Annotated in this window: 28 protein-coding genes; 11 read left to right on the forward strand and 17 right to left on the reverse strand. The window is 32.5% G+C overall.

Annotation, left to right across the window (positions count from 1 at the left end; all coding sequences use genetic code 11):
* Window position 1: 1 nt before the first annotated feature.
* Window positions 2-580 carry a 5-formyltetrahydrofolate cyclo-ligase gene (locus HUE88_RS08100; protein ID WP_194368218.1) on the reverse strand — a complete coding sequence of 193 codons (579 nt, stop codon included), beginning with the start codon at window positions 578-580 and terminating at the stop codon, window positions 2-4.
* Between the two features lie 63 nt (window positions 581-643).
* On the opposite strand from HUE88_RS08100, the gene HUE88_RS08105 reads away from it, so the two are divergent.
* Both HUE88_RS08105 and ftsY read left to right on the forward strand, forming a co-directional pair.
* A complete protein-coding gene (locus HUE88_RS08105) occupies window positions 644-1,210 on the forward strand; it encodes a TlpA family protein disulfide reductase (RefSeq protein ID WP_194368219.1) in 567 nt (188 codons plus the stop codon).
* Between the two features lie 10 nt (window positions 1,211-1,220).
* Complete coding sequence (gene ftsY / locus HUE88_RS08110) at window positions 1,221-2,096, forward strand: signal recognition particle-docking protein FtsY (RefSeq protein WP_194368220.1); 876 nt, start codon at window positions 1,221-1,223, stop codon at window positions 2,094-2,096.
* A 28-nt stretch (window positions 2,097-2,124) separates the two neighbouring features.
* Here the strand turns inward: ftsY and HUE88_RS14105 are convergent, their stop codons facing one another.
* Window positions 2,125-4,182: a methyl-accepting chemotaxis protein gene (locus HUE88_RS14105; protein WP_194368221.1), complete on the reverse strand. Its 2,058-nt coding sequence runs from the start codon at window positions 4,180-4,182 to the stop codon at window positions 2,125-2,127.
* A 235-nt stretch (window positions 4,183-4,417) separates the two neighbouring features.
* On the opposite strand from HUE88_RS14105, the gene radA reads away from it, so the two are divergent.
* From radA to acpS, 4 genes are all read left to right on the forward strand, one after another.
* Window positions 4,418-5,764 carry a DNA repair protein RadA gene (gene radA / locus HUE88_RS08120; RefSeq protein WP_194368222.1) on the forward strand — a complete coding sequence of 449 codons (1,347 nt, stop codon included), beginning with the start codon at window positions 4,418-4,420 and terminating at the stop codon, window positions 5,762-5,764.
* Window positions 5,765-5,828: 64 nt separating this feature from the next.
* Window positions 5,829-6,089 (forward strand): hypothetical protein, encoded by a 261-nt coding sequence (locus HUE88_RS08125; RefSeq protein WP_194368223.1) that lies wholly within the window; start codon window positions 5,829-5,831, stop codon window positions 6,087-6,089.
* A 78-nt stretch (window positions 6,090-6,167) separates the two neighbouring features.
* Window positions 6,168-6,716: a flagellar basal body-associated protein FliL gene (fliL, locus tag HUE88_RS08130; RefSeq protein ID WP_194368224.1), complete on the forward strand. Its 549-nt coding sequence runs from the start codon at window positions 6,168-6,170 to the stop codon at window positions 6,714-6,716.
* Window positions 6,717-7,082, forward strand: a complete 366-nt coding sequence (acpS, locus tag HUE88_RS08135) for a holo-ACP synthase (RefSeq protein WP_194368225.1) — start codon at window positions 6,717-6,719, stop codon at window positions 7,080-7,082.
* On the opposite strand, the gene thiS is transcribed toward acpS, so the two are convergent.
* Window positions 7,059-7,259, reverse strand: coding sequence for a sulfur carrier protein ThiS (gene thiS, locus HUE88_RS08140; protein ID WP_194368226.1), 201 nt, complete (start codon window positions 7,257-7,259; stop codon window positions 7,059-7,061). The two genes, acpS and thiS, sit on opposite strands and share 24 nt — an antisense overlap.
* A gap of 96 nt (window positions 7,260-7,355) precedes the next feature.
* On the opposite strand from thiS, the gene HUE88_RS08145 reads away from it, so the two are divergent.
* Together HUE88_RS08145 and HUE88_RS08150 are read left to right on the forward strand one after the other, a co-directional pair.
* Window positions 7,356-8,102, forward strand: coding sequence for a response regulator transcription factor (locus HUE88_RS08145; protein ID WP_194368227.1), 747 nt, complete (start codon window positions 7,356-7,358; stop codon window positions 8,100-8,102).
* 96 nt (window positions 8,103-8,198) lie between these two features.
* Complete coding sequence (locus HUE88_RS08150) at window positions 8,199-8,342, forward strand: hypothetical protein (protein WP_194368228.1); 144 nt, start codon at window positions 8,199-8,201, stop codon at window positions 8,340-8,342.
* A gap of 18 nt (window positions 8,343-8,360) precedes the next feature.
* On the opposite strand, the gene HUE88_RS08155 is transcribed toward HUE88_RS08150, so the two are convergent.
* The 14 genes from HUE88_RS08155 to HUE88_RS08220 all read right to left on the reverse strand — a co-directional run bounded on the left by HUE88_RS08155 (window position 8,361) and on the right by HUE88_RS08220 (window position 22,223).
* On the reverse strand, window positions 8,361-9,140 hold the full coding sequence (locus HUE88_RS08155; protein ID WP_194368229.1) for an ABC transporter permease: 780 nt from the start codon (window positions 9,138-9,140) through the stop codon (window positions 8,361-8,363).
* Between the two features lie 135 nt (window positions 9,141-9,275).
* Window positions 9,276-10,262 carry an ABC transporter ATP-binding protein gene (locus HUE88_RS08160; RefSeq protein ID WP_194368230.1) on the reverse strand — a complete coding sequence of 329 codons (987 nt, stop codon included), beginning with the start codon at window positions 10,260-10,262 and terminating at the stop codon, window positions 9,276-9,278.
* Between the two features lie 3 nt (window positions 10,263-10,265).
* On the reverse strand, window positions 10,266-11,225 hold the full coding sequence (gene wtpA, locus HUE88_RS08165) for a tungstate ABC transporter substrate-binding protein WtpA (protein ID WP_194368231.1): 960 nt from the start codon (window positions 11,223-11,225) through the stop codon (window positions 10,266-10,268).
* 10 nt (window positions 11,226-11,235) lie between these two features.
* Complete coding sequence (locus tag HUE88_RS08170) at window positions 11,236-12,465, reverse strand: molybdopterin molybdotransferase MoeA (protein WP_194368232.1); 1,230 nt, start codon at window positions 12,463-12,465, stop codon at window positions 11,236-11,238.
* Window positions 12,458-13,438, reverse strand: coding sequence for a cysteine desulfurase (locus HUE88_RS08175; protein ID WP_194368233.1), 981 nt, complete (start codon window positions 13,436-13,438; stop codon window positions 12,458-12,460). Before HUE88_RS08175 ends, HUE88_RS08170 begins: the two co-directional genes overlap by 8 nt.
* A complete protein-coding gene (locus HUE88_RS08180; RefSeq protein ID WP_194368234.1) occupies window positions 13,431-13,805 on the reverse strand; it encodes a winged helix-turn-helix domain-containing protein in 375 nt (124 codons plus the stop codon). The genes HUE88_RS08175 and HUE88_RS08180 overlap by 8 nt, the downstream gene beginning before the upstream one ends.
* On the reverse strand, window positions 13,789-14,175 hold the full coding sequence (locus HUE88_RS08185) for a ModE family transcriptional regulator (protein WP_229860043.1): 387 nt from the start codon (window positions 14,173-14,175) through the stop codon (window positions 13,789-13,791). The genes HUE88_RS08180 and HUE88_RS08185 overlap by 17 nt, the downstream gene beginning before the upstream one ends.
* Complete coding sequence (gene fdhD, locus HUE88_RS08190) at window positions 14,168-14,956, reverse strand: formate dehydrogenase accessory sulfurtransferase FdhD (RefSeq protein ID WP_194368235.1); 789 nt, start codon at window positions 14,954-14,956, stop codon at window positions 14,168-14,170. The genes HUE88_RS08185 and fdhD overlap by 8 nt, the downstream gene beginning before the upstream one ends.
* A 121-nt stretch (window positions 14,957-15,077) precedes the next feature.
* Window positions 15,078-15,974: a formate dehydrogenase subunit gamma gene (locus tag HUE88_RS08195; RefSeq protein ID WP_194368236.1), complete on the reverse strand. Its 897-nt coding sequence runs from the start codon at window positions 15,972-15,974 to the stop codon at window positions 15,078-15,080.
* A 9-nt stretch (window positions 15,975-15,983) separates the two neighbouring features.
* The gene (gene fdh3B / locus HUE88_RS08200; protein WP_194368237.1) at window positions 15,984-16,592 is read right to left on the reverse strand and encodes a formate dehydrogenase FDH3 subunit beta; all 609 of its coding nucleotides are present in this window, start codon (window positions 16,590-16,592) and stop codon (window positions 15,984-15,986) included.
* A gap of 10 nt (window positions 16,593-16,602) precedes the next feature.
* Window positions 16,603-19,434, reverse strand: a complete 2,832-nt coding sequence (locus HUE88_RS08205; protein WP_194368238.1) for a formate dehydrogenase subunit alpha — start codon at window positions 19,432-19,434, stop codon at window positions 16,603-16,605.
* 16 nt (window positions 19,435-19,450) lie between these two features.
* A complete protein-coding gene (locus tag HUE88_RS08210; protein WP_194368239.1) occupies window positions 19,451-19,654 on the reverse strand; it encodes a twin-arginine translocation signal domain-containing protein in 204 nt (67 codons plus the stop codon).
* A gap of 98 nt (window positions 19,655-19,752) precedes the next feature.
* Entirely contained in the window at window positions 19,753-20,526 is a 774-nt protein-coding gene (locus HUE88_RS08215; protein WP_194368240.1) for a TorD/DmsD family molecular chaperone, read from the reverse strand.
* Complete coding sequence (locus tag HUE88_RS08220; protein WP_194368241.1) at window positions 20,526-22,223, reverse strand: 4Fe-4S binding protein; 1,698 nt, start codon at window positions 22,221-22,223, stop codon at window positions 20,526-20,528. The genes HUE88_RS08215 and HUE88_RS08220 overlap by 1 nt, the downstream gene beginning before the upstream one ends.
* Window positions 22,224-22,372: 149 nt before the next feature.
* On the opposite strand from HUE88_RS08220, the gene HUE88_RS08225 reads away from it, so the two are divergent.
* From HUE88_RS08225 to HUE88_RS08235, 3 genes are read left to right on the forward strand one after another with little or no spacing between them, the layout of a single operon-like run.
* Window positions 22,373-23,515, forward strand: a complete 1,143-nt coding sequence (locus HUE88_RS08225) for an ABC transporter substrate-binding protein (RefSeq protein ID WP_194368242.1) — start codon at window positions 22,373-22,375, stop codon at window positions 23,513-23,515.
* A complete protein-coding gene (locus HUE88_RS08230; RefSeq protein WP_194368243.1) occupies window positions 23,505-25,100 on the forward strand; it encodes a sensor histidine kinase in 1,596 nt (531 codons plus the stop codon). Before HUE88_RS08225 ends, HUE88_RS08230 begins: the two co-directional genes overlap by 11 nt.
* The gene (locus HUE88_RS08235; protein WP_194372593.1) at window positions 25,090-25,752 is read left to right on the forward strand and encodes a response regulator; all 663 of its coding nucleotides are present in this window, start codon (window positions 25,090-25,092) and stop codon (window positions 25,750-25,752) included. Before HUE88_RS08230 ends, HUE88_RS08235 begins: the two co-directional genes overlap by 11 nt.
* The last annotated feature ends 7 nt before the right edge of the window (window positions 25,753-25,759 follow it).

Below are 25,759 nucleotides of genomic sequence, written 5' to 3' on the forward strand. Positions count from 1 at the left end.
TTCATTTCCTGTTTTTAGCCCTTGTTAAGTATTTATTTTCAACTTGAACATGTGGCGTTATTAATAAATCACATGTGATGTCATAATCATCACAAATAAATTCTTTTGTTTGACAAAATTCTGTTTGTACAAAAATTATATATGGTCTCTTTTTTAACCTTGCAAAGAAACGGTCATACATTCCTTTTCCAAACCCAACTCTTTGTAATTTACCATCCATACCTACTATAGGCACAACGGCTATATCTATATTTTTTATTTCTCTTAAACTATTTCCCGCTTCATAAATACCAAATTTTTTCTTCCTAAGCGGTAATCTAAATGGTACCATCTTAAAACTTTCGCCTTCCATAAACGGAACAAAAATGTCATGCTTTTTTCTCAATTTATTCATTGTTTTAGTTATATTTGCTTCAAAGGGAAGTGGTATAAATAGAAGTATTTTTTTCTTTTTTAAACCCAAAATTTTATCTAATAATTTTGAATTTAATTTTGAATTTTTATATATATTATTTATTTTGGAGCTATTTTTTATCTTTTTTAAACAATTGCGTCTAAATATTGTTTTGGATAGGGACATATTAAATCTTTATGGATATAATTTCGCTAATTTTACTCTAAAAACAGAAAACAAGGTGACAAAATGTTAAAAAAATCAATTTTATTTATATCCATACTATCAACTCTTATTTTTCAAGGTTGTTCAAACGATGAAAATAAGGATGTCACTAAAAGTGCTAACGACATGATATCAGTAAATGAGTATGTACTAACTGGACTTGATTCAAAACAGTATGTTGTAAAGAAAAAAGATAACGGATTTGTTCTAGAGGGCGCGAAAGGAAAAGTAGTAATCTTTGATATATTTGCAACTTGGTGTCCACCATGTAAAGCAGCTGCTACACACTTAAGTTCACTTCAAGAAAAATATAAAGATGACCTTATAATTATCGGCATAACAATTGAAGACAAAATTTCAAATGAAAAACTATTGGATTTTGCAAAAGAGTATACAGCAAACTATACTTTGGTAAATTCAGACCAAAATCGTCGTTTAACAAATGCTATCGCTTTTGAACTAGAGCTTGGAGACAGATATCCAATTCCAACAATGGCAATGTACAAAGATGGTGTACTAATCAACCATTTTATAGGCGCAACTGAAGAAGAGTTTATAGAGAGTGACATCAAGAGAGCTTTAGGAAAATAAGGAATTACCAATGTTTGGTTTTATAAAAAAATCTCTTGCTAAAACTGCAGAAGCAATAAAAGCAGTAGCACCAAAAAGAAAAATATCGTTCACAAAAGAAGAACTTGAAGATATTCTACTAGAAGCTGACGTTGAATATGCACTGGTTGAGATTATTCTAAATGAGATGTATCAAAGTAAAATTACGCGTGATATTTTACGCTCAAAGCTTTTAGCAACTTTGGCTTACACTTCATACAAAGAACCTGAATTCAATGCACCTTTTGTAGAATTGATAGTGGGCGTAAACGGTGCTGGAAAAACAACAACTATCTCAAAACTTGCATCTAGGTATAAAAATGAAGGCAAAAAAGTTTTACTAGGTGCGGGAGACACTTTTAGAGCTGCTGCAATAGAGCAACTAACTTTATGGTCTAAAAAGCTTGATATTCCTATCGTTGCATCAAAACAAGGACACGACAGCTCTGCTGTAGCTTATGATGCTATAGACTCTGCGAAATCAAAAGGTTTTGATAATGTTATCATTGATACAGCCGGCAGACTTCATACGCAGACAAACTTATCTAATGAACTTAAAAAAATAAAACGTATCTGTGATAAAGCTCATGCAGGAGCACCTCACAGAACAGTTCTTGTCATAGACGGAACACAGGGTAATTCAGCTATTGCACAAGCTAAAGCATTTAATGAGATGATAGGGATAGATGGTATTATAATCACAAAGCTAGACGGTACTGCAAAAGGTGGAAGTATATTCAGCATAGCCTATGCGCTTGAACTTCCTATACTTTATGTTGGAACAGGTGAGCAACCAGAAAACTTAACTCCATTTGACAAGTATGAGTTTGTTGATGGTTTATTGGATATTATTTTTATAGAAGAGTAAAGACAAAGAGAAGTTTACTCTCTAAGTTCTAAGTTTTGTAAGACTCTAAAAGAGTGTTTAGTTTTGTAGTCATTGAAGATAACTGATTAGAGGCAGATGCAATTCCCTCAACACTCTTAGTATTTGAAACGGACAATTCTTTTACAATGTCAACTTTCATAATTATATCTTCGATTGCTTTGCCGTTGTCAATATATCCTTGAACCATATCATCAACTTTAATGACAGCGCTTCCCATAAGTGTTACACTGTTAGATATTTCATCTTGAGCATTAATCGCATTTTCTGATAACTTCTCTATTGCTAATGAATTTTCTGAAATAGCTTCACTAACATCTGAAATTGATTGAACAATAACACTTATAGTAGCGTTAATCTCTGATAGTGACTTTTGTGTTCTATCTGCTAGTTTTCTAACCTCGTCTGCTACTACTGCAAATCCTCTCCCATGTTCACCTGCACGTGCTGCTTCAATTGCAGCGTTTAGTGCTAATAGGTTTGTCTGATCTGCTATATCGGAGATAACTCCTAAAATAGCTTTTACCTGTTGTGCATCAGAACTCAAATTTAGAAGTCTGCCTGCTAATTCCGATTCAACTTCACTTCTTGTTCTGATGTCATCAGAAAGAGCTACTATAATTTTACTTGTGCTTAACATTGTTGATTCAGCGCTGTCTATTTCATATTTTGTAGCTTTTGCATTCTCAATAGAGCCCTGAAGAACACCTTGAAGCCTTTTTCCATGGGAGCTGACATTGCTTACAATTTCAGACTCCTCTTCAGCTTTTTTACCAATTTCTTTGGATGTTTTTGCCAACTCTTCAGAAACGGATAAATTTTCGTTACTTGTAAACTTTGCATGTACAATAGTATCTTGAACTTTTTTAATAAAATCATTAACATGGTTACTAACTCTGGCAATTTCATTGTTACCTTGAATATTTAACCTTTGCGTAAGATCACCTTCCCCATGAGCTAAATCTTCTGCTCTATCTTCCAACTCTTTTAGAGGACGAACCAAAACTACAGTCAATAAGAGAGAAGAAGCTATTAGAGATATTATAAAAATTACTCCAGATATTATAATCATAGTGTTTCGTAAGTTATCCGGCTCTTTCATAACTTCAATCTCATCAATCTCACTCATAATGGCCCAAGTTAAGTCTTTGCCAATTTTTATAGGTCTATATGCAGATAAAATTGATTTTTTATTATTGTCTGAAACAATTTGTATGTCTGTTTTTCCAGATAAAACATTTGAAGCAGCTTGTGTTTTTACAGAACCTAATGTAGGATTAGCAAATGATGCTTTAATTGATCGTTCTGTAGGATTAAGAAAACTATCACTTCTCATAAGATTATCTTTTCCTATAAGATAATCCTCCTGAGACTCTCCATATCCATCTCTAAATGTCATAATTTCATTAATTGACTTTTCGGATATTTGAAATACTAAAATACCTTTAAGAAAACCATTTACCATAATAGGTGCCCCAACAAACATCGTAGGCTCACTCTTATTCGGAGTATAAGGTTGCATATCAACAAAAACAGGGCGTTTTAAATCTTTAACTTTTTTCCAGACTTCGCCTAAAGCAGAGTTTTTAAGATGTCCACTACTTAGATTTGCTCCAATATCTGACTTTTTTGCCTGAGAGTACATAACATGACCATGATCTTTACAGATAATATATAAATCACTATATTTATATCCTTTTGCATAATATTGAAAAAACTCATCATACTTGTCAATTATATCATCTACATCCATGTCCTCTACGGGGTAAGGATCTGTAGCTTGTACTTTAAGTTCTCTGTGTAATATTATTAATTCAGAAAGAATCTTCATCACATTCGCATTAAGAGCTAAGACATTTATATCAACTATTGTTTTAGAGAAAAAACGCTCTATTTCATTTGCCTTAACCTCTCTAGAAGAGACTAAAGAGTTATAAGATTTCTTCAAAATTACATCTTTACTCTGTGCTGAAATAATAACTGTCATTGACACTGCCATAAAAATCATAGCACCTATCAACAAAGCAATTGTTTTGGTTTTTAGTGATATATCTGTTAAACTACCCATTATTTTCCTTTATATAATTCTCGTAATATACTGTAAATATGCTTAAATAACATAAAACAACAATTAATTCTATGAATACATATTCATAGAATTAATTGTGCTCAAAATAGAATAATCTAGCCTTTTAAAAGTTTTATACTATAACAATTACAAAATTATGACATTTTGCAATACTTTAATCTTCTACATGTAAAACTATGTATAATTTTTAATAATTAAATATAAGGCTCGCTTCATGGCTAAAATAAAAATTCTTTTTGAATGTCAACATTGTGGAATGACTACTCCAAAATGGATGGGTAAATGTACAAACTGTGGAGCTTGGGATTCACTTGTAGAACTTAACGAACATCAACAAGAAGTTGTTAAGCAGACAAAGTCTGCATCCAACAGCTCTTCAAAAGCAGTAAGTATAAATGATATAAAAGAAGAAGATATTTACAGATTTAGTTCTCACGACAAAGAGCTCGATATGGTTCTTGGCGGTGGAGTTGTTCCTGGCTCTCTTACACTTATTGGAGGAAGTCCTGGAGTTGGTAAATCTACACTACTTTTAAAAGTAGGAGGTGATATTGCATCTAGTGGAAAAAATGTTCTTTATGTAACAGGAGAAGAGTCTAGCGGACAGATTAAAATGCGCGCAAATCGTCTAAAGGCAAATCAAAATTCTCTATACCTTTTAGCTGAAATCAGACTTGAACAAGTTTTAGTTGAACTTGAGCACAGAGATTATGATTTTTTAATTATTGATTCAATTCAGACACTATATTCTGAAGCGATTAGTTCTGCACCCGGCTCCGTAACACAGGTAAGGCAGATAACATTTGAGTTAATGAGAATAGCAAAAGACAAAGGTATAGCAATATTTATTATTGGACATATCACAAAAGAGGGTTCTATAGCTGGTCCTAGAGTGTTAGAACACATGGTTGACACAGTGCTGTATTTTGAAGGAGATTCTTCACAGGAACTTAGAATACTAAGGGGCTTTAAAAACCGTTTTGGACCAACTAGTGAAATAGGTGTTTTTGAGATGAGAAGCGATGGTTTGGTCTCTGCTACTGATGTTGCTTCAAGATTTTTCAATCGAAACTCAGAGCAAGCAGGCTCAGCTTTAACTGTAATTATGGAAGGTTCTCGCCCAATAATACTAGAAGTTCAAGCACTTGTATCAGAGTCTCACACTAATAATTCAAAAAGACAGGCAACCGGATTTGACAACAATAGGTTAAATATGCTCTTAGCATTACTAGAGAGAAAGCTAGAAATTCCACTTTCTGGTTATGATGTATTTATTAACATAACTGGTGGAATAAAAATAACTGAAACATCTGCAGATTTAGCAGTATTAGCAGCAATAATAAGTAGTTTTAGGAATAGGGTAATATCAAAAGAGACAGTTTTTATAGGGGAAGTTTCTCTTGTTGGTGATGTAAGAGAAGTTTATGCGATGGATGCCAGACTTAAGGAGGCCAAAATGCAAAATATTACAAAAGTATTATTAGCAAAAAAACCACTTGAAAAAACTAGTATGAAAATTTTTCTAGTCGATGAAGTTACCAAACTAATTGAATGGTACTAATTTAAAACCACTTTTAACTATAAAAGATGTATAATTTCAAAAACATTTATACAAAGGGATAGAGATGATTGATGCTGAGTTTAGAAGTGAAGAGAGATTTTCAAAATTATCATTAGCGTATGAGGGAAAAGAAGAGAAAGAAATTGTTAATTCATGTGTAGAGAAAATAATTGCTGAGTATACTACTAAACCTGAAACTTATACATGTACTATTTCAAATAATAGAGAGGTATTAGTTATTGAATACCATGATGATTCAACTCGCGAGTCAGGTGATATATTTGAAAAAATTATAAAAAGTTTAAATATAAGAAAGTGTGATTAATTAATATTAATAAAACAACTGTTTATAAAAACGTATAAATTTTGATATACTAACAGAACTAAAATCAAGGAAGATACAATGGCTGAAGAAGAGAATAAAGAAGAAACAACAGGGGCAGATAAAAAACCGAAAAATATGCTAATGATAATTATCATAGCAGTCTTGGTTCTTATTATTATTGGTGGTGCTGTTGTTGCTGTCCTCTTAATGGGTGGAGAAGAAGCTCAAGTTCAACAAAAAAGTGCTCCTCAGATGCAAGAAAAAACTACTTCAGATAGATCAAGAAGAAGTTCGGACATAGAACCTTCAAAAAAACTTAGCGAAATTGGTATTTTATATCCACTTGATACATTTACTGTTAATTTAAAAAGTGATGCTGGTCGTCGTTATTTAAAAGCGACAATATCACTGGAATTAAATGGCAAAGAATTAAGTATGGAACTTGATAATAAATCTCCTGTTATTAGAGACAGAATTATTAGAATTTTAACATCAAAGACATTGGAAGAGATTTCGTCGAAAAAGGGTAAACAAAAAGTTTCAGAACAAATCATGGACACACTAAATTCTATGATTGTTGATGGAAATGTGGAAGGTATATACTTTACAGATTTTGTTATTCAGTAAATGATTGGTATAGACTTAATTAAAACCTCTCGTATGAATCGCTTAATAGAGCGATTTGGCGAAAAAGCACTTCTAAAATTTCTTTGCCCAGATGAAATCAATCTTGTTAAAAACTATAAAACTGCTTCTGGATTTTGGGCAGCTAAAGAGGCATGTTCAAAAGCTCTTGGAGTTGGAATAGGCTCAGAATGTGGTTTTCATGATATACAAATTGAAAAAACTGTAAAAGGTGCCCCTATTTTAAAGTTCTCAAAAAAAATCATTGACAACTTTAAAATAACAGATAGTAGTCTATCAATAACGCACGATGGTGAATATGCTATAGCTGTAGTAGCTATCGAATCATCCACCACCAACAAAATCTAATAACTCCAACTTATCTCCATCACATAATTTATATGAACTCCAATTTTCTTGTTTTACTATCTCCATATTAACTGCCGCTGCCATAACTTTATTAGTCAAATCAAGCTCTGTCAAAATAATTTCAAGGGTTAAGTCTTGAGCAAACTCTTTTATTTCGCCATTTATAATTATTTTCATTGTTATCTCTTTTTATTGTAATAATATCTTACTTTATTGAATATATAATATATAAATAGGTATAATCGTTCATAAAATATACATAAAGTGATAATAATGCTAAATTCTAAAGAATTGCTAGTTTACACTAGAGAGTTGTCTATTCTTTTCGTAGAAGATATTGAAGATTTAAGAGCAAATACATCTGAAATTTTAAAAAATTTTTTTAAAAGAGTTGATACTGCTGTCAATGGGGAAGATGCACTTAAAAAATATAAAGACTATCACAATGAAAACTCTACCTACTATGATATTATACTTTCTGATATTCAGATGCCTCGATTAAATGGCGTTGAATTAGTAGCAAACATTTACAATATAAATTCAAATCAAAAAGTTATAATTTTATCCGCATATGATGATTCTAAATACTTACTGCCTTTAATAAACTTAGGAATTGAACAGTTTATTAAAAAGCCAATAGATTATCAAAACTTACTTCAAGCACTGCTAAATGCATCTAAGAATGTAAAATTATCAAATAAAAAAGATAAGGATGAATTCTCAATTATAAAGCTAAATGATTCATTTACATTTAATAAAGAAAGTAATCTTATTTTAAATAACGGTACTGCGATTCCAATAACAAAATATGAAATAATTTTCTTACAAATACTTATCCAAAATATTGGAAAAATATATTCAAATGAAGATATAACAGCTCACTATTGTTCTCTCAATGAGTGCTTAGATACAACAAATATAAGAAAGCTTGTCTCTAAACTCAGAAAAAAACTGCCAGACAACTGCATAGAAAGTATTTATGGAATAGGATATAGATTAACACCTTATTTAGATATTTAACACAACTATTTAAAATTATCTTTTCTAATTAAAACCCTACATAAAAAATGCAAATTGTACGATATATACTTAGCTTTATGAATAAAAGGATTTATCATGTTAGTTTATATTGAATACGAGAAGTATGATGAAGAGTTAGATAATGAGAATGAGGAAACAGAAAATAGTTATGAATACGATTGCACTTACGAAGAAGAGTCTTATGATTATACTGATGATGAAGATAGCTATTATCTATAGTTAAAAAAGGATTTTTAACTATAAGCGATTTGTAATAAATCTAACTACTAAAAATACCAGCATACTAAAACCTATGATTACTGCTGCTAATGGTGCACTATAGCTGAGACCATAACTGTTGAATCTGTCAAAAATAAGAACAGGTGTTGTCATAGGGTGGTAAACCAAAATAACTATTGCACCAAACTCGCCAAGACCCCTGCTCCACATCATTAAAGCACCATTTATTATGTCTTTTTTTGCATTAGGTATCGTAACTCTAAAAAATACACTAATAGGAGAGGCCCCTAATGTTCTTGCTGTTTTTTCAAGTTTGACATCTACTTTTCTAAATCCGTCTTTTGCACTGTTTATTAAAAATGGAGCTGACAAAAACATCATAGCTATCATGATTCCGTACTCGGTTCCTATAAACTCAATGCCAAAAAATTTAAAAAATTCACCTATTTGTGTGTCTCCAAAAGTTGTAAGAAGTGCGATACCTGCAGCAGTGTGAGGTATCATAACCGGAATATCAATAAGTGATTCAACTGCGCTTTTGCCATAAAAATCATATCTGGCTATTACATAAGCGAGTGGCAAACCTGTAAAAAGTACAAAAACCATTGCCCACGCAGATACTTTCATAGTAAGAATTATTGAATCTATTGCTTCACCATCTTTTATGGTCTCAAGCAGCTTTTCACTTCCCACACCAATAAATATTTTAATGATAGGAATGCTTAGAAAAAACACTATAATCAGTGCTAAGACTATTAATGTTATGTTAAATAAATTGCTTTTGTTTATTGCTTTCACTGTACTTCCTTTTTTTATAATCAAACCCTCTGAATAATTAGCTATTAGACTCTGGATCAAGTCCAGAGTGACGGAGCTATCGTCATTCCAAGCTTGACTTGGAATCTAGTTTATGAATTAATCAGAGGTCTCAATCTATATAAAACTAATATCTTTTTTATCAAACCCTATTTGTATTGTCTTTGTTCTATCTGTATAACACCCTTCATAGTCTCTTTTTAAAATTTTTATAAAAAACTGATGTTGCTTAACTTTTACAAAAAGTTTGTAATGGTCAACTATCCCCATACATTCATCAACGACACCTTCAAAAACATAATCGGCTTGAATATCCCCATTTTTAGCTACTTTGATTACATTTGGATCTACAGAGTAAACCTTTGTAGAAGATTCATATCCAAGCATAATTGCCGGGAAAATATTTTTAAAACCTAAAAATTTTGCTACTTCTATGTTTGCAGGATGGTTCAAAACATCTTTTGCTGCTCCAACTTGCTTGATTTCACCATCCATAATAATTGCGATTTTATCAGCCAGGTAAGAAGCTTCTCTAAAGTTATGTGTTACATGTATGGTAATAACGTTATATCTTCTATGGATATCCTTTAAACTCTTCATAATCGCATTTCTAAAAGTTGGGTCAATTGCACTTAATGGCTCATCCAAAAGTAAAATTTTAGGTCTTGAAAATATAGCTCTAGCTATTGCTACACGTTGTTTTTCTCCACCACTTAAATCTTGAGTATCACGTTCAAGCAAAGTTTCTAATTTTAAAAATTCAACTATATCTTTAAACAGTTCATCTGCTTTTTCTATCTTTTTATATCTAGATGAGAACCTAATATTCTCTTGAACATTTAGATTTGGAAATAGTGCAAAGTCCTGATATACAAAACCGATATCTCTCTTTTCTGTTGCTACCAAAGAGATCTCTTTACCTTTATAAATTATATTTCCACTACATGTATTTAATCCGGCAATGGTCTCTAGTAACATTGTCTTTCCACTTCCACTTTGACCAAGAAGAACAAAATATTCATTATTTTTTATATCTAGGTTTATGTCTTTAAGTGAAAAATTACCTGTGCTACATGATAAGTTTTGTATTTTTAAATTATCCATTTTTTACTTTCCTATTATGGAAGCATCTCCGGTAATAATTGCTGGAGAGATTACTCCCTGACCATTTTTAATCATAATCTCTTGACCTTGCTCTGAGAGTACAAAGTTTACAAACTTGATTGCACCTTCTTTGTTTGCTGGTGACTTTTTATTTTGCGCAACTGTAATACCGTAAATCATCGCTCCACCTTTTTTAATGATGAACTGACCCGGTTTTTTTCCACTTATATCAAACGAGGCAGTTTCATAGAACTCTTTAAACTCATTATCTTTTAAAGAGACTTGCTTTGGCAGAGTAATATAATTCAGTCCATGCTGCTGGGCAACTGACTTGTATATGTAAAGATAATCATAAGCATTAGCTTCGATTAGTCCTAGTAAATCTGTCTCTTTTGGTCTAACTATAACTTTGTTTCTATCTTCTTCACCAACTTCGTATGAATCACCATATCCAAACAATTTATCAAAAAAACCTGGAGTTTTATAATACTTTTCTGCAAGCTTTGTTACTAAAATTGATCTATACCCACATGGGTCCATATTTGGATTTGAGTGTCCAACTTTAACACCCTCTCTTAAAAAGATTTCTGGCCAATTTTGTTCATTTATCTCATCTGCGTACTTTGCTTTTGAGGTATAAGCTATTGCCATCTCATTGGTTGCAAACTGTGCATTAAATTTTGCATGGTTTGGAATAAGCAAGTTATTTATTACATTGTAATCAGCACTAGCCATTACATCAGCAGCTTTACCGATTTCAGAGATTTTTCTAGCAGCTGCCTTACTTCCACTAGCTTCTCTTTGTACATCATACTGTGGATATTTGGCTTCAAATGCTTTTTCTATTTCTGCAAATGGAACAGCTAAACTACCAGCATGCAATACAGTTATTTTCTCTTTTGCGAACAAGCTAGATGCCAATAAAGCACTTAATACTGATGTTAGTAATATTTTTTTATTCATCTCATTTTCCTTAATTAAATAAATCTGTTTTATCTTTTGTATATAGGCAATTAAATTTAATTACCTTTACACTCTCTTGTTCTGAGATTGAAGCTGTTGACTCATTTGTCACAAGAATACAATTGCTTACATGTAAGACTGTAATCATCCCTGAGCCATATTTATTATCTTGAGTTACTCTGTATTCTCCATTTTTATAAAAGCCAAGTACAACATTTACTCGACCAGCTTTTGTTTTAAAACTTTTGATGTTTTTTGCAATATCTATGTCATGAAAAACGCTCAAAGAGCCTTGCATCTTGTTTAAAACAGGAAGTGAGAACAAGTGCATGTTTACCATTGCAGTTAGTGGGTTTCCAGGTAAACACATAACAAAAGTTTTTTGCATTTTTCCCATCATAATAGGACGACCAGGTTTTATATTTACACCATGAAAAGCTATGTTTAAACCGTTACTCTCAAAAGCTTCGGCCATAAAGTCTGCATCTCCCATTGAGATACCGCCTGTAGTGATGATGACGTCATAGCTTTCAAGACCCTTCACAAATGATATAGACTTCTCCAAAGAGTCAGGCACAACACCAGTGTAAGTTGCATCAAAACCTTTCTCTTTTAAAAGTGAAATGATCGCATAAGAGTTACAGTTGTATATCTCACTCTCACCTGCTCTCTCCCATGGCTCTTTTAACTCGTTTCCAGTAGATACAACAGCAATGTTTAGCTTTTTGTATAAACAGAGCATTGTGATACCTTGAGAGGCCAATATTGCGACCATAGCCGATGTAACAACTTCACCTTTGCTAAACAATGCATCTTCTAAAGCTTTTTCTTCACCTTTAAATCTTAAACATGAATTTTTCACAACATTTTGTTTAATTGTAACCTCATCATTTTTGTACTCTAAAACATCTTCTATTGGGATGATAGTATCTGCATCATCTGGTACTTTTGCACCTGTCATGATTTTATAACACTCATTTTCATTTAAACATTCAGCAGAGTCTTCACCAGCTAAAATTGTTTTTACAACTTTAAGTCTTTTACCTGCATCTGTTGCTTTTATGGCAAAACCATCCATGGCAGAGTTATTAAAAGATGGTAGATTCTTTATACAGGAAATATCTTGTGCCAAAACTCTTCCAAGAGAGTCTTGTATATGAACTATTTCCTCTATACCGGTAATCTCTGCTATTTCTAGTGACAAAGAAACAGCATCTTTAAAATCTAAATACTTATACATGTAAAGCCTTTATTTGTCTGTAAGATTTACCTATTTTTGAAGCTACATGTAGAATCTCTTCGCTGTTTAAATTTTTGCAAAAAGACAAAGATAGAGCTTGTCTGCTTTGTAATTCCGTATAACCCATTGCTTGAATAATTCTAGAAGGACGAGAGAGACCTAAAGAGCACCCTTCCCCATTTGTTACAAATATACTTGAGAGACTTAAGTTTCTGATTACTTCTCTCGCTTTAATCCCTTTAAGTCCAAAATGAACAACATTATTTAGTGTTAAGTCTGAATCGACAAAGAAGATAATGTCACCTTTTAAACTCTCTTTTAAAACATTGATAAACTCTTCTTTACATGTAACTGCTTCCTTGCCTTTGTTTATGGCATCTGCGATAAGCTTTAGTCCTACAGTATCAATACTCGCTAAATTTTGTTCTTTAAATAGATTGTTGTGAAGCAATATTGAGTGAGTGAAATAACCACTAAGTTTGTATACATCAAAATAAGCCACGTCACAATGAGTAGCATCTAGTGTTGCTGATATATTAGAGATAACAGTTCCACTAAAAACTTCTTTGATCTTTTGTAAATCAACCTTTACAAAAGTATCGATTATGTATGGTGAGACAAACAGATACTCCTCTTTTATGGAGCTAATCGCCTTGTAGTCAATTGTTCCATCAGGCATAAGGTTTATATACGTAACACTAAAACCTAATGACTCATAAAGCTGGGCTGCTTGAACGACTGCTTCGCTCTCACCAAGGTTTACGGCAATGTCTGACTTTAATTCCAGCATTAAACCTAAAAAACCTTCTTTTGAAAAAGAGAAACTGTGTAAAGATGAAAAGTTAAATCTTGATGTTAAATCTTTACTCATCTCTTCAAATTCTACATTAGTACTCAAAGGTTCAATACTCAGCGTTTTTGATACTGACAAATCATTTGCCTCAGGATAATTCAAACAGTTTAATTTATACATCTTGACTCCCCTTTGTACAATTAATAATCTCTCCATCTGCCATAAAAATCTCTTCAAATCTTTTAGTTGAAAAATCTCTAACTTCTTTTTCTAAGAGTTTATACTTGAGTATAAGTTCTTTTGCTTTGGGTGTTAGTGCTGTTCCGCCGGAATCTCTTCCTTTTTTAACCACCACTAAATCATCTTCAATATACTCTTGAAGTATCTTTATGTGAGACCAAGCTTTTTTATAGTTCATCCCAACTCTCTTGGAAGCTTCTGAGATAGAACCTGTTTCATCGATTAGTTCTAAGATTTGAGTTTTACCACCACCAAAGACTAGATGCTCATTGTCATCTTCTATCCAGGTCTTAACTTTTACTACCATGATGAATCCTTGTTCTAAAACATCCAAGTTGACAATATATAACTTCAATGTCACTTTTTTTAGTAGTAGAACCAACTCTATTCAAAGAAAATTCTTTAGCTACCTCCCAGGCAGCACTACACTCTAGTTTTTTTTCACTGTTAGCTTTTGAAGATAGTTTTTCATATATATCATCTATTGCATCGCCAAAATCTTTACTGCCAAAAACGCCAAGTTCGCAGTTGTCAATTCTGATACCATGTTTTTTAGTAATCTCAGCTATCTCTTTTGGTTCTACATGTAGCTCTCTAGCCAATTTAAAAGCATCTAAACAATTAATCTTTCCATCATCATTTAGATATTGCTTTAAAATTTGCTCTATGTTATCCATGAACTCTTCCACTATGTGTATATATGTTCATTTTTCTTCCTCTAGCAAAGCCTATAAGGGTTATTCCGTGTTTATTGGCTGTTTGTACTCCAAGGTATGTCGGAGCAGTTCTAGATACCACTATGGGAATTCTATGCATAACTGCTTTTACAACCATTTCAGAACTTAGTCTTCCACTAACAAATAAAACTGATTTTGTTGTGTCAAGTCCATCTATTTTGCATTTACCAACAACTTTATCTATTGCGTTGTGTCTACCTATGTCTTCGGCAGTAACAGTACTTTTATCTTCTAAAAACAGCGTTGCTTTATGAACACAACCTGTCAGTGTATACAGTTCGCTATCAGCGTAGAATTTTTTAACTTCATCGCTAATAGTCTCTGGGCTAATCACAAAACTAGTTTGATTAAATGGAATTTCCAGACTTCCGGCAACATTACCGGTAATTCCTCCACCACAACCGCTTACTAGTGTTTTTTCTTTATATAGGTTTTGTAGTGAGTCTGTATCAACTGCTGCTTTGATATCTACTCTTAAACCATCTTCACTTACTTCTATAGACTCCACATCACTTACGTGAGTGATTACATTTTCACTCATCAAAAAGCCAATTGCATGTGCCTTTTGATCTTTAGGTATACACATCATAGATATGATTTTTTCACCATTTAGGTAAACATTTAGTCTTGCTTCTTCAATAGTTACATCTTCTACTTCTGTTATCTCATCACCGTTTACTCTGTCAATGATGATAGTTTTTAAATATTTACTATTTGGCATTTTATCCCCTCTTAACTATGCAAATTTTGCATATTTTAAATTATTAATATGCTAGTTTTGCATATTTAAAGTCTTTAAAAAGAACACTCCACCAAAATGGAGGAATGAACTAATTAATATCTTAAACTTCGCCTTTTTCTTTTAGCTCTCTATAATAAGAACTATGAAGAACTTCAACTTCTTCTTCTTCTTTATAACCGTTTATCATACTGTGGATAGCACCTTTAATCGCAAATACTGCCATGTAGATATGTACAAAGAAAAGAGCTAAAATAGCTAATCCTAAAACATTATGAACAATAGCACTTGCTCTTAAAAAGTCAATTTGAGAGATATGGTATGTATTTAGTATTTCAAATCTAAAGTCTTGAAAATACATAGCCACACCCGTAACTATCATTAAAAAGCCACCAAGAGTAGCTAACCAATACCAAGTTTTCTGCCCAGCATTAAATCTACCTGCAGGAACCGGCTTTTTATCTTTATTTAAATAACCGCCTACTATCATTAGCCACTTAATGTCATCCCAATGAAGGAACATCCATCTCAGCCACATAAAAAACATAGGTACAATACTTACTATAAAAAGAAGTGTTGAGATTGCATGAATCTCTTTATTTACTCTTACAAATTCTCCACCACCAAAAGTACTACCAAACATCATAATTAGACCCGTAGGAATAAGTAAGATGAACGATATACCTGCGATAGTATGAATAACTCTATGAAACAGAGTAAATACATAAATTTTCTTTCTATCATGAGAGAAAATCATTGGACCAATTACCAGATAATGTACAACGAATACAGCTGGCACTCCAAATAAAACACCCAAAAACAGTGGTTTAAAATATGTACTTTGTAATATAGTAAAATATTGTCCTAAATGTAATGAACCCTTCTTATCGTAACCAAGGATATTATCAATCAGATTATCGCTCCATACAACACTCTCACTATACCCGAAGGCTAGTGAAGAGAGTGCGATAAGAGCGATTATGATATATTTACTTTTCATAATAATGTCCTATATTTTAGAACCATATGCTGTTGACCATCCATAAGGTTGTGTTTTAGCGCCATGGCCAACTGATAATACTCTCTCTCTATAAATAGCAGAGATTGCTTCTGAATCACCAACAAGTAATGCTTTAGTAGCACACATAGAAGCACAAACAGGTACTTTACCTTCTGCGATTCTATTTTGACCGTACATTTCTCTCTCTTTGTGTGAGTTAGTCTCTTGGGGACCACCAGCACACATAGTACATTTGTCCATTACGCCTTTAACTCCAAAAGCCCCATCCTGTGGGAATTGAGGAGCGCCAAAAGGACAAGCGTATAGACAGTAAGCACAGCCAATACATTTTTCTTTGTCGTGTAAAACGATACCGTCCTCTCTGATATAGAAACAATCAGTAGGACAAACTTGCTCACAAGGAGCATCTGTACAGTGCATACAAGCAATAGATAAAGAGTATTCTAACCCAGCAATACCTTCATTCATGGCAATTACTTTTCTTCTGTTAATGCCCGCTGGTAACTCGTGCGCTTGGGCACAAGCTACAGAACAACCATCACAAGAAATACATCTGTGCTCATCACAAAAAAACTTTAATCTTGAACTTTCACTCATAACCAACTCCTTACGCGTATTCTATGCGGCATAATCCGCCTTTAGTTTCAGGGATTTGAGTAACAATGTCATAACCGTAATTAGTAACAGTATTAGCACTCTCGCCCACAGCATAAGGTTTTGTACCTTTTGGATATTTATGAGATAAATCCTCACCTTGGAAATGACCAGCAAAATGGAACGGCATAAAGATTCTGTCTTCAGTAACTGCATGTGAGTACTTAGCCTTAACTTTAATTTTCGTACCTTCTGGTGAATGAATCCACATCATTGAACCATCTCTAATTCCATACTTACCTGCTAAATCAGGGTTAATACTACAAAACATCTCTGGAGACAAGGCAGCTAAATACTTAGAAGCTCTATTTTCCATACCTGCACCGTTCATATTTACAAGTCTTCCCGTAACTAAGTTAATTGGGAACTCTTTTGACCAGTCTTTCTCCGTCTGCTTCGAAATATATTTAGTATCAACTCTAAAGTGATCTGTTTTATCCGCAAAAGAAGGATATGCCTTTGCTAAATCTTGTCTTGGAGAGTGTAAAGGCTCTCTGTGTATTGGAATTTCGTCTGCAAATCCCCATACTTTAGTTCTAGCTCTTGCATTTCCAAAAGGAGCTATACCTTTTTGCATACATTTTTGGGCAATAATATTAGAAGTATCAACTTTCCAGTTTTTACCAATTTTACTTTTTTCATCAGCTGTTAGAGTAATTCCAAGAACTTTTTCTATATTCTCAGCTGTTATCTCAGGGTAACCGTCTTTATTTGCAGAGTCTTTTGGAGCACTTCCTGCAGCTGCAAGTAAATCTTGACCATCATGTTCTAAGCCAAATCTATTTCTAAATCCCATACCACCATCTACAACACTTCTGTTTATGTTATATAATAATGGACTTCCACCATGTGTCTCAGTCCATGCTGGCCAAGGTAAACCATAATATTCACCCTTCATTTTGCCATATCCACGTCCAGAGATTTGATCAAACATATGCCAGTTTTCAGTTTGCCTTTTGATTCTCGCAGCCGTCCAACCAGTCAAACCAATGGTTTTAATGATTCTTGCAATTTCATCAGTAGCATCTTCAGGCCATGTAAAATCTTTTTTATTCTCTTTAATCTTCATACCGGCTGTATACTCGTCATAAAAACCGAGTCTTTTTGCCAGTTCAAACATAATGTCATGGTCAGTTTTTGACTCATACATAGGTTCTACAACTTTTGATCTCCACTGAACTGATCTATTAGTTGCAGTTACAGTTCCAGATGTTTCAAACTGAGTTGCAGCTGGTAAAATAAACACATTATCCTGCTTGTCAGTTAAAATTGCTGCTTCATTAACAAAAGGGTCACAAAGAACAATCATGTCTAAGTTGTCTAATCCTTCTTTTACTTTAGCTTGTTGAGCAATTGATGTAATACCATTACCCATTACAAAAAGATTTTTAAGATTAGTACCGGCATTATGTATCTTATCGTTGCCATCTTTACCATCTAGCACACCAGCCCACCAACGAGCAAGAGTAAATCCTTTTTTACCCATCCATTCTTTAGACTTAAATCTTCCAGTTAACCAATCGTAGTCAACACCCCAGGATTTTGCAAAGTACTTCCATGAACCTTCAGCTAGGCCATAGTACCCTGGTAACGTGTCAGATAAACATGCCATATCTGTAGCACCTTGAACATTGTCGTGACCTCTAAGAATATTAGTTCCACCACCTTCAACACCCATGTTTCCAAGAGCTAGTTGTAAAATAGGAGCAAGTCTAGTATTAGAACTTCCGTTTGAATGCTGAGTTAAACCCATAGCCCAAATCAATGTACCAGGATTAGATCTAGCATATAATGTTGTAACTTGAATAAGTTGAGCAGCAGGCACACCTGTTACATCTTCAACTTTTTTCGGATTCCACTTTTTAGCTTCTTCCATAATGTCTTGCATACCATAAACTCTGTCTTTGATAAACTTTTCATCATGCCAGCCATTTTTGAAGATTAGATGCAGCATTCCATACATAAATGGGATATCTGTACCAGGTCTTATACGGCAATAATGGTCTGCTTTTGCAGCAGTTTTAGTAAATACTGGATCTATTACAATAATTTTTGCGTTGTTTCTTTCCTTGGCCTTTAAAAAATGTTGAAATCCAACTGGGTGATTTACCGCAGGATTCGCTCCAAAAATTATAATTGCCTTTGAATTTTGTATATCTCCAAGTGAATTGGTCATAGCGCCATAACCCCATGTATTCGCCACACCGGCGACTGTTGCACTATGTCAAATTCTAGCTTGGTGATCTATATTATTCGTTCCATACATTGCGGCAAATTTTCTAAAATAATATGCCTGTTCAGTACTCATTTTTGCAGATCCTAAAAACATTGCTGAGTCTGGTCCTGCTGTTTTATGAGAATCTCTTAATTTAGTTGCGATTCTGTCTAGTGCATCGTCCCAACTTAATCTTTTCCATATTCCAGCTTCTTTTACCATTGGATGCTTAAGTCTAATCTCAGACCTAACCATATCAATCATATCAGCGCCTTTACAGCAATGTCCACCTAAAGAAATAGGATGGTCTTGCGCGACCTCTTGTCTTACCCAAACGCCGTTTTGTACTTCTGCGATAATACCACATCCAACCGAACATGCAGTACAGATAGTTTTAACATTTTTAGAGCCAGGAAAAGGATTTTTTACTTCCTCTTGTGTAGCAGCTCTTGTTACACCATCATTAGCAAATGCACTAGTAACACCAGTAGCCGTAGCGACAGCTGCCATTTTCATAAATGACCTTCTACCGATTTGAGCTTTAAGTGTTTCATATGTGTCAACTAACATACTCTCTCCTTATTTGCTATAAAGCTTGTTTATAAAAATCTTCCCAAGCTTTTGTTTTTTTGTAAAGAATCTCTTTTTTAGTAGATGTCCCTACAACAACTCCGTTTGAATCAGCTTCTAAAGCCTCTCCTTTATTAGCAGCTAACGCCGTGGCACTGACAGCAGCAGTTCCAACAACTAATGCACTTTTTTTGAGGAAGTTTCTTCTACTTTCTTGCATCGTTGTCTCCTTTTTGTTTGTGATTAGCCCCATAAATTAATTATGAGACTTAAATAAACCAACTTAATTGACTTACTTAAGTCTCACATGTAGGATGACTAAATGTCATCCTCAACATCACGAATCACATCTATAGAACAAGCACTTTGTTCTTGTTTTGGCCCTTTTTGTCTTAAAAGTCTATTTCTCTCTCTTCTTGCAATTTCTTCCTCAGGAAGAGAATCATCCTTAACTTTAGGCTTAGCTTTACTCTTTACATGTAGAGGCGTTTGCACTTCCAAATAAACTCTCTCAAACTCTATAAATGACTTAAGCAGAACAACTATATTTTTAAAGATATCTGCATTTTCATGCTCATAAAGTTCTTTGGAAAACTTGTCAACAAACTCATTTAATATTTGTTCAAAAATACAATGTGCCGTACTTTTATATTGCTCTTCTCCATTAGCTATCAGTTCACAAAGCTCACTCATTACTGAAAAGATAAAACCGATATGATCTTCATAGTCAGAATAAGCTTTTTCGTCTCTTCTGATTTTTGTTTTAGCTAGAAAATTTTGCATCTCAACTCTTTTCTTCCCACTCTCTATATCTTCATCGTAGTATGAGGCAGTAGTTCTTACCGTTTGACTCTCAGGAGAGTGGAAGATTGCATCAAACTCTTTCATAAATGCAATATTAGATTCAGATTTAACAACGGCTCTTATATTTTCAAAGGCTAAAGCCGAGCTTTTATCTAATGGGCTTTCTCTCAAAATATCTATAAAATTAATCAGCTCAAAATATCTTTTATTGTCAATTGTAAAAACAAAAAATCTTGAAAACATCGCATAGTATAAAGCTCTCGCTTTGTTCATTTTTTCTTCATTCATTACATATCTCCTGGTGATTTGTATAGATTTTTATTTTCCATGTAACTACTCATCATTATCTTAGGTTTACAGCTTTCACAGCAATAGAGAGTTTTCTCTTTCACTGGATCTTTAGCAAAGATAGGAGACATAATGGAAGCAATTTTTTCTATAGCTTTTGTTGTGGCAAACTCTTTACCACACTCAACACATGCAAACAGCGTGTCTTTTGCCAACACTTGTTCTTTAAACCAAGTAGGATTTAGTTTTATTACATCCTTTTCAATAGTTAAACAATCTTTTTCCGGGCATGAGAGTTCACAAAAGCCACATGCAGTACAGATACTTGGATTTATTCTTAGTGAATTGTCATCTACATTTGCCACTAGTGCATCTACGTTACATGCACCTACACAAGCTAAACACAAAGTACAGTTGGCTTCATTTACATTTACTTTTGCATAGTGAATGTGCTCACCTGTTTTAACCTCACCTAAGTCATCTTCACCTACAATGTTTTTAAGTCTTGTTGCGAAAATTTCTCTTTTATTTATATTAAGTTCATTTATTGAATGTTTTGAACCTTCGACTAAACTCACTCTCTGCAAGGCATCTATAAGTTCATCTTTATTCATTGCTACAATAATCGCATCGAGATTGTGTCTCTTTTGATATATGTCATTTAAAATTCTAATCGCATCTTTAGTCCCCTTTGAGAGGAAATCAGAGTAAAAGATTACTTGTGAACCTGACTCTTGTGTAATAGTTAGTAGTGTCCCTTCATGTAAGAACTTTTCACCCTCTATAGCAAAAGGTAAAACATTTTCTTTTAGCTCTACATGTAGCTCTTTAATGTTCATTTTTTGAGGAATAACTAAAGGGATATGCCCTCTAAAATATCTTGAGATGTCATAAATACTTTCTCTATTTAAAGAAGCATAATCAAGTGCTCCAGATGGACATACAGATATACATCCGCCACAACCGTGACAATCTATTTGTGAGAATAAAAGATGTTTTACATTATCATCTCTTTGTATTGCGACTGTTGGACATACCTCTGCACACTTGCCACATGTAACTTCTCTTCTTCCATGATACTGACAAATATTTTGATTGTAAACAATAGCTTTTTTATACTCATAATTACTTATATTTGTACGCAAAGTTGCAAGAACATCATCGAGTGAACTCTCTAGTGGATCAAAAGTTCCACTTTGTTTAGTTGCAATTTCTTCTTGGTCATACCATACTATTTGAGAAACGTGAAGAGTTGCATCTTTGAAGTTATCATTTGCAATTACCGTTAAATTTCCAATATGTCCAGATATAGATTTTACAACATCAGGTGTTACATGTAAGAGATTAAACTCATTAGGAATCATAGATTTTAAAAACTCTTCTTTTTGTTCTTTAGTAGATACAAGTAAAACATCTGTTGATATTTTTTGAGTATATTTTATGTCCTGAGCCATATCAAATCTGATAGCATTTATCTCATATAATTTTTCTACATTCTTAATCTTGTTTGCAATGGTGTCTTTTGAATTGCTAATATAAAAATCAATTTCATCTGCAATTATCTCGCCATAAACATTTTTTGAATTTGATACTATAAAGTTGTTATTTGAAGCAGTTGAAAGTGTGGAGGTTACAAGTATATTTTCAGGGAGTGGAAAGTCAAGCCCTCTATCGCTAAAATAGACAAATTCTTGCATACACACCCCTTTTAGGTAAAAAATATATTACCATTTTATCTACATAAAACTTACTTGATCCTTAAAACGTAAATTATTTTTTACCAATTTCTCAAAGTATATTTTCATATATTTTGATTTATGTTATAATCAGTAAAAAAAGAGTTTGAGTGTTTAAATATATAATTCCTACGTTGCTTGCCTTTGTACTAATTTTCATAAACATTAGAGATGATGAGTTTGATGGAAATTCTTTAAAGCTCGGCTTATCGGTGCCAAGAAGTGGAATTATGCATGCTGTAGGTGATGCTGTATACAGTGGCGCCAATGCATACTTTTTACATGCCAACCAAAACAATACGCTAAAAAATATCAAAATTGATCTTATTGTTTATGATGATAAATATGAACCAGACCTAGCCATGGAGAATATTAAAAAACTTATTGATAAAAATATTTTTGCCTTTTTTGGTTTAGTTGGAACTCCTACAGTAAAAAATATATTACCTATTCTTAGGAATGCAGAAATACCTTTAATAGCTCCATTTACAGGAGCTTCTTTTTTAAGAAATAATGAAGGCATCGATGTTGTTAATTTCAGAAGTTCTTATAAAGAAGAGATTGATTATATAGTTGAGTATTTACGAAATAAAAGAGATATATCAAGATTCGCTGTTTTTTACCAAAATGATGATTATGGGGAAGAAGGCTTTGTCTCTCTTCTTTACTCACTAAATGAGAGAGGCTTGACTTTAGCAGGAGAAGGGACATATAAAAGAAATACTCTTTCTATAAGACATGCTTTTTATGAAATAAAAAGTTCAAAACCAGAAGCAGTTTTTATGATTGGAGCATATAAAGCAAATGCTCTATTTATTAAAACAGCGAAAAAAGATCCTGTTTTTAAAAATACACTTTTTTGTAATATCTCTTTTGGAGATGCAGATGAGATGATAAGAGAGTTAGATTACAATACAAAAAATTTACTTTTTTCTCAAGTTGTCCCAAGCTATAAAGATAGTGTTAAACCTGTAATTTTAGAGTACAAAGATGCAATGAAAAGGTATTTTCCAAATCAGCCATTGGGTTTTATATCTTTAGAAGCATTCTTAGCAGCTAAATCAGTTGTTCAAGCACTAAAGAACATAGATGGATCTATTACAAGGGAGAAATTTATAAAAAAAATCAAAAGTCTTCCAAAAAATATTTTAGATGGTGTTGATATAGATTATAAAAACACTCAACTCCACAATAAAGTCTATTTGTTTAAATATAAAAATTCTAAATTCATAGAAGTTCACAATGAAAATTAAAAATATATTCTCATTCATTGATAAAATATCTTTTACATACAAGACATCTATATTACTTTTTATAATTATAGGAGGGATGATACTGATAATAATATTGTCTCAAATATCTATCTACACTGTAAAACACGACTTTGATATTTTATTTGAAAAGAGAACTAAACCAATTATTAAATTAGAAGCTATAAAAGATGCATATGTGGTTAATATACATGACACACTACATGATGTTTATCATAAAAACATAACTTTAGAGCAATCCTATGATGTTTTAAATTTAGGCAAACAGCTTATTGAAAAAAACTGGAATAAATATTTGGAAATTACTTTTTCCAAAGAGTATGAAACGTCTTTGGTGACAAAAATAATCAAAAAGTTTTTTATTATAGGCATCCCAGATAAAAATAAAATATTACAAAATAGTATTATTTCAAATATTAATGACAAAAACAAGAACATAGAAGTGATTGTTAATGAGATAATTTCAGAGTTATCAAATAAAAATTATGATGCTGCATCATCTCTAATAGAACATGTTAATATTGAAATAAATACAATCTCCATATATATTACAAATTTGACTAATTACGATTTAAAGATGGCTATAAGCGAGAGAAAAGACACACAAAATGTATTTAATACCCTATCTATGATTTTAAATATTTCTATCGTATGGGTATTTTTATTTTCAATAATACTTTCAATAGTGATAATCATACATTTTAAAAGACTTCATTTTGGTTTAGAAGAAGCTGTAAATGAAAAAACAAAAGAGCTTCAAGCTTTAAATGATTCACTAGAAAAAAGAATCCAAAATGAAGTAGCAGGCTCACGAAAAAAAGATTTGATAATGTTTCAACAGTCAAGACTTGCTAGCTTAGGTGAGATGATTGCAAACATAGCTCATCAATGGAGACAACCTTTAGGTTCACTTATGATGATAGTTCAAGGGATTCAAACTAAAATGGAGCTAGGAAAGTTGACTCCAGAAATTGTTGAAGAAAAAGTAAACGATGCTATTTTACTAGCGAACAATATGTCTAATACTCTTGAGGATTTTAAAAGTTTTTTCAAGCCCAATAGAGATGAGGAAGAGTTCTCTTTAAAAGATTGTATTAAAAACTCATTTGAGCTCTCAAAATATGTTTTAGATAAAGAGAAGATAGAATTTCACTTAAAGATACTCCACGATGTAAAAATACATGGCTTTTACAATGAGCTCTCACATGTATTTTTAAATATTATCACAAACTCTAAAGATGCTCTTATATCAAAAGAGCATAAAAGACTTATAGAGATAACAGTTAAAAAATCAAAAAATAAGATAAGAATAAATATAGTAGATAATGGTGGCGGAATAAATGCAAAGGTTCTTCCACATATTTTTGAGCCATACTACACTACTAAATACAAAAGTGCGGGGACAGGAATAGGTCTTTACATGTCAAAGCAAATCATAGAAAAACATATGCTAGGAACAATTGATTGTAAGAATGTTTATTATAAAATAGCAAATCAAAATTTTGAGAACTGTACTCTCTTTACAATTACAATTCCTGCTAATAAAGGCGATAAAAATAATGACTAGAAATTTAAATATACTAAATGAATTTAATGTACTCTATCTAGAAGATGATGACTCTTTACTAAAACAAACAAGAGACATGTTAAGTGACTTTTTAAAAAATGTATATGCTGTAAAAACTTCAGCGGAAGCAAAGCAGGTGATTAAGCAGAAAAAAGTCGATGTTATAATCTCAGATATCCTACTTGAAAATGAAAATGGAATAGATTTTTTAAGAGAGTTAAAAGAAGAAGATATAAATATACCGGCAATTTTAACAACTGCCCATACAGATACAAAATATTTGCTCGATGCAATAAAACTAAAAGTAGAAAATTACATCGTTAAACCAATAAACTTAAAAGAGTTACTAAATACTCTTCACGACATACTTTTGCCTCTAATACAAGAAATAGAAATACAAAAAAACTCAAACATAATCAGAACTATATCTGCAATAACTGATTCTAAACAAGTTGAAGTTGTTAAATTTTTATTTGATAACTTAAATGAAAATAATGAACTTATCGCTTCATACAGCGACATAATGCAACAGATCTCCATATCTAAACCAACTCTTATAAAACTTTTTAAAGAACTCTCAGAGAAAAAGATTTTAGTAAAAGTTGCACATAAAACTTATAGATTTAATGATAAATCATTAGAATTAATTTAGGTAAAAG

Source organism: Candidatus Sulfurimonas baltica (assembly GCF_015265455.1).
Lineage (GTDB): Bacteria > Campylobacterota > Campylobacteria > Campylobacterales > Sulfurimonadaceae > Sulfurimonas > Sulfurimonas baltica.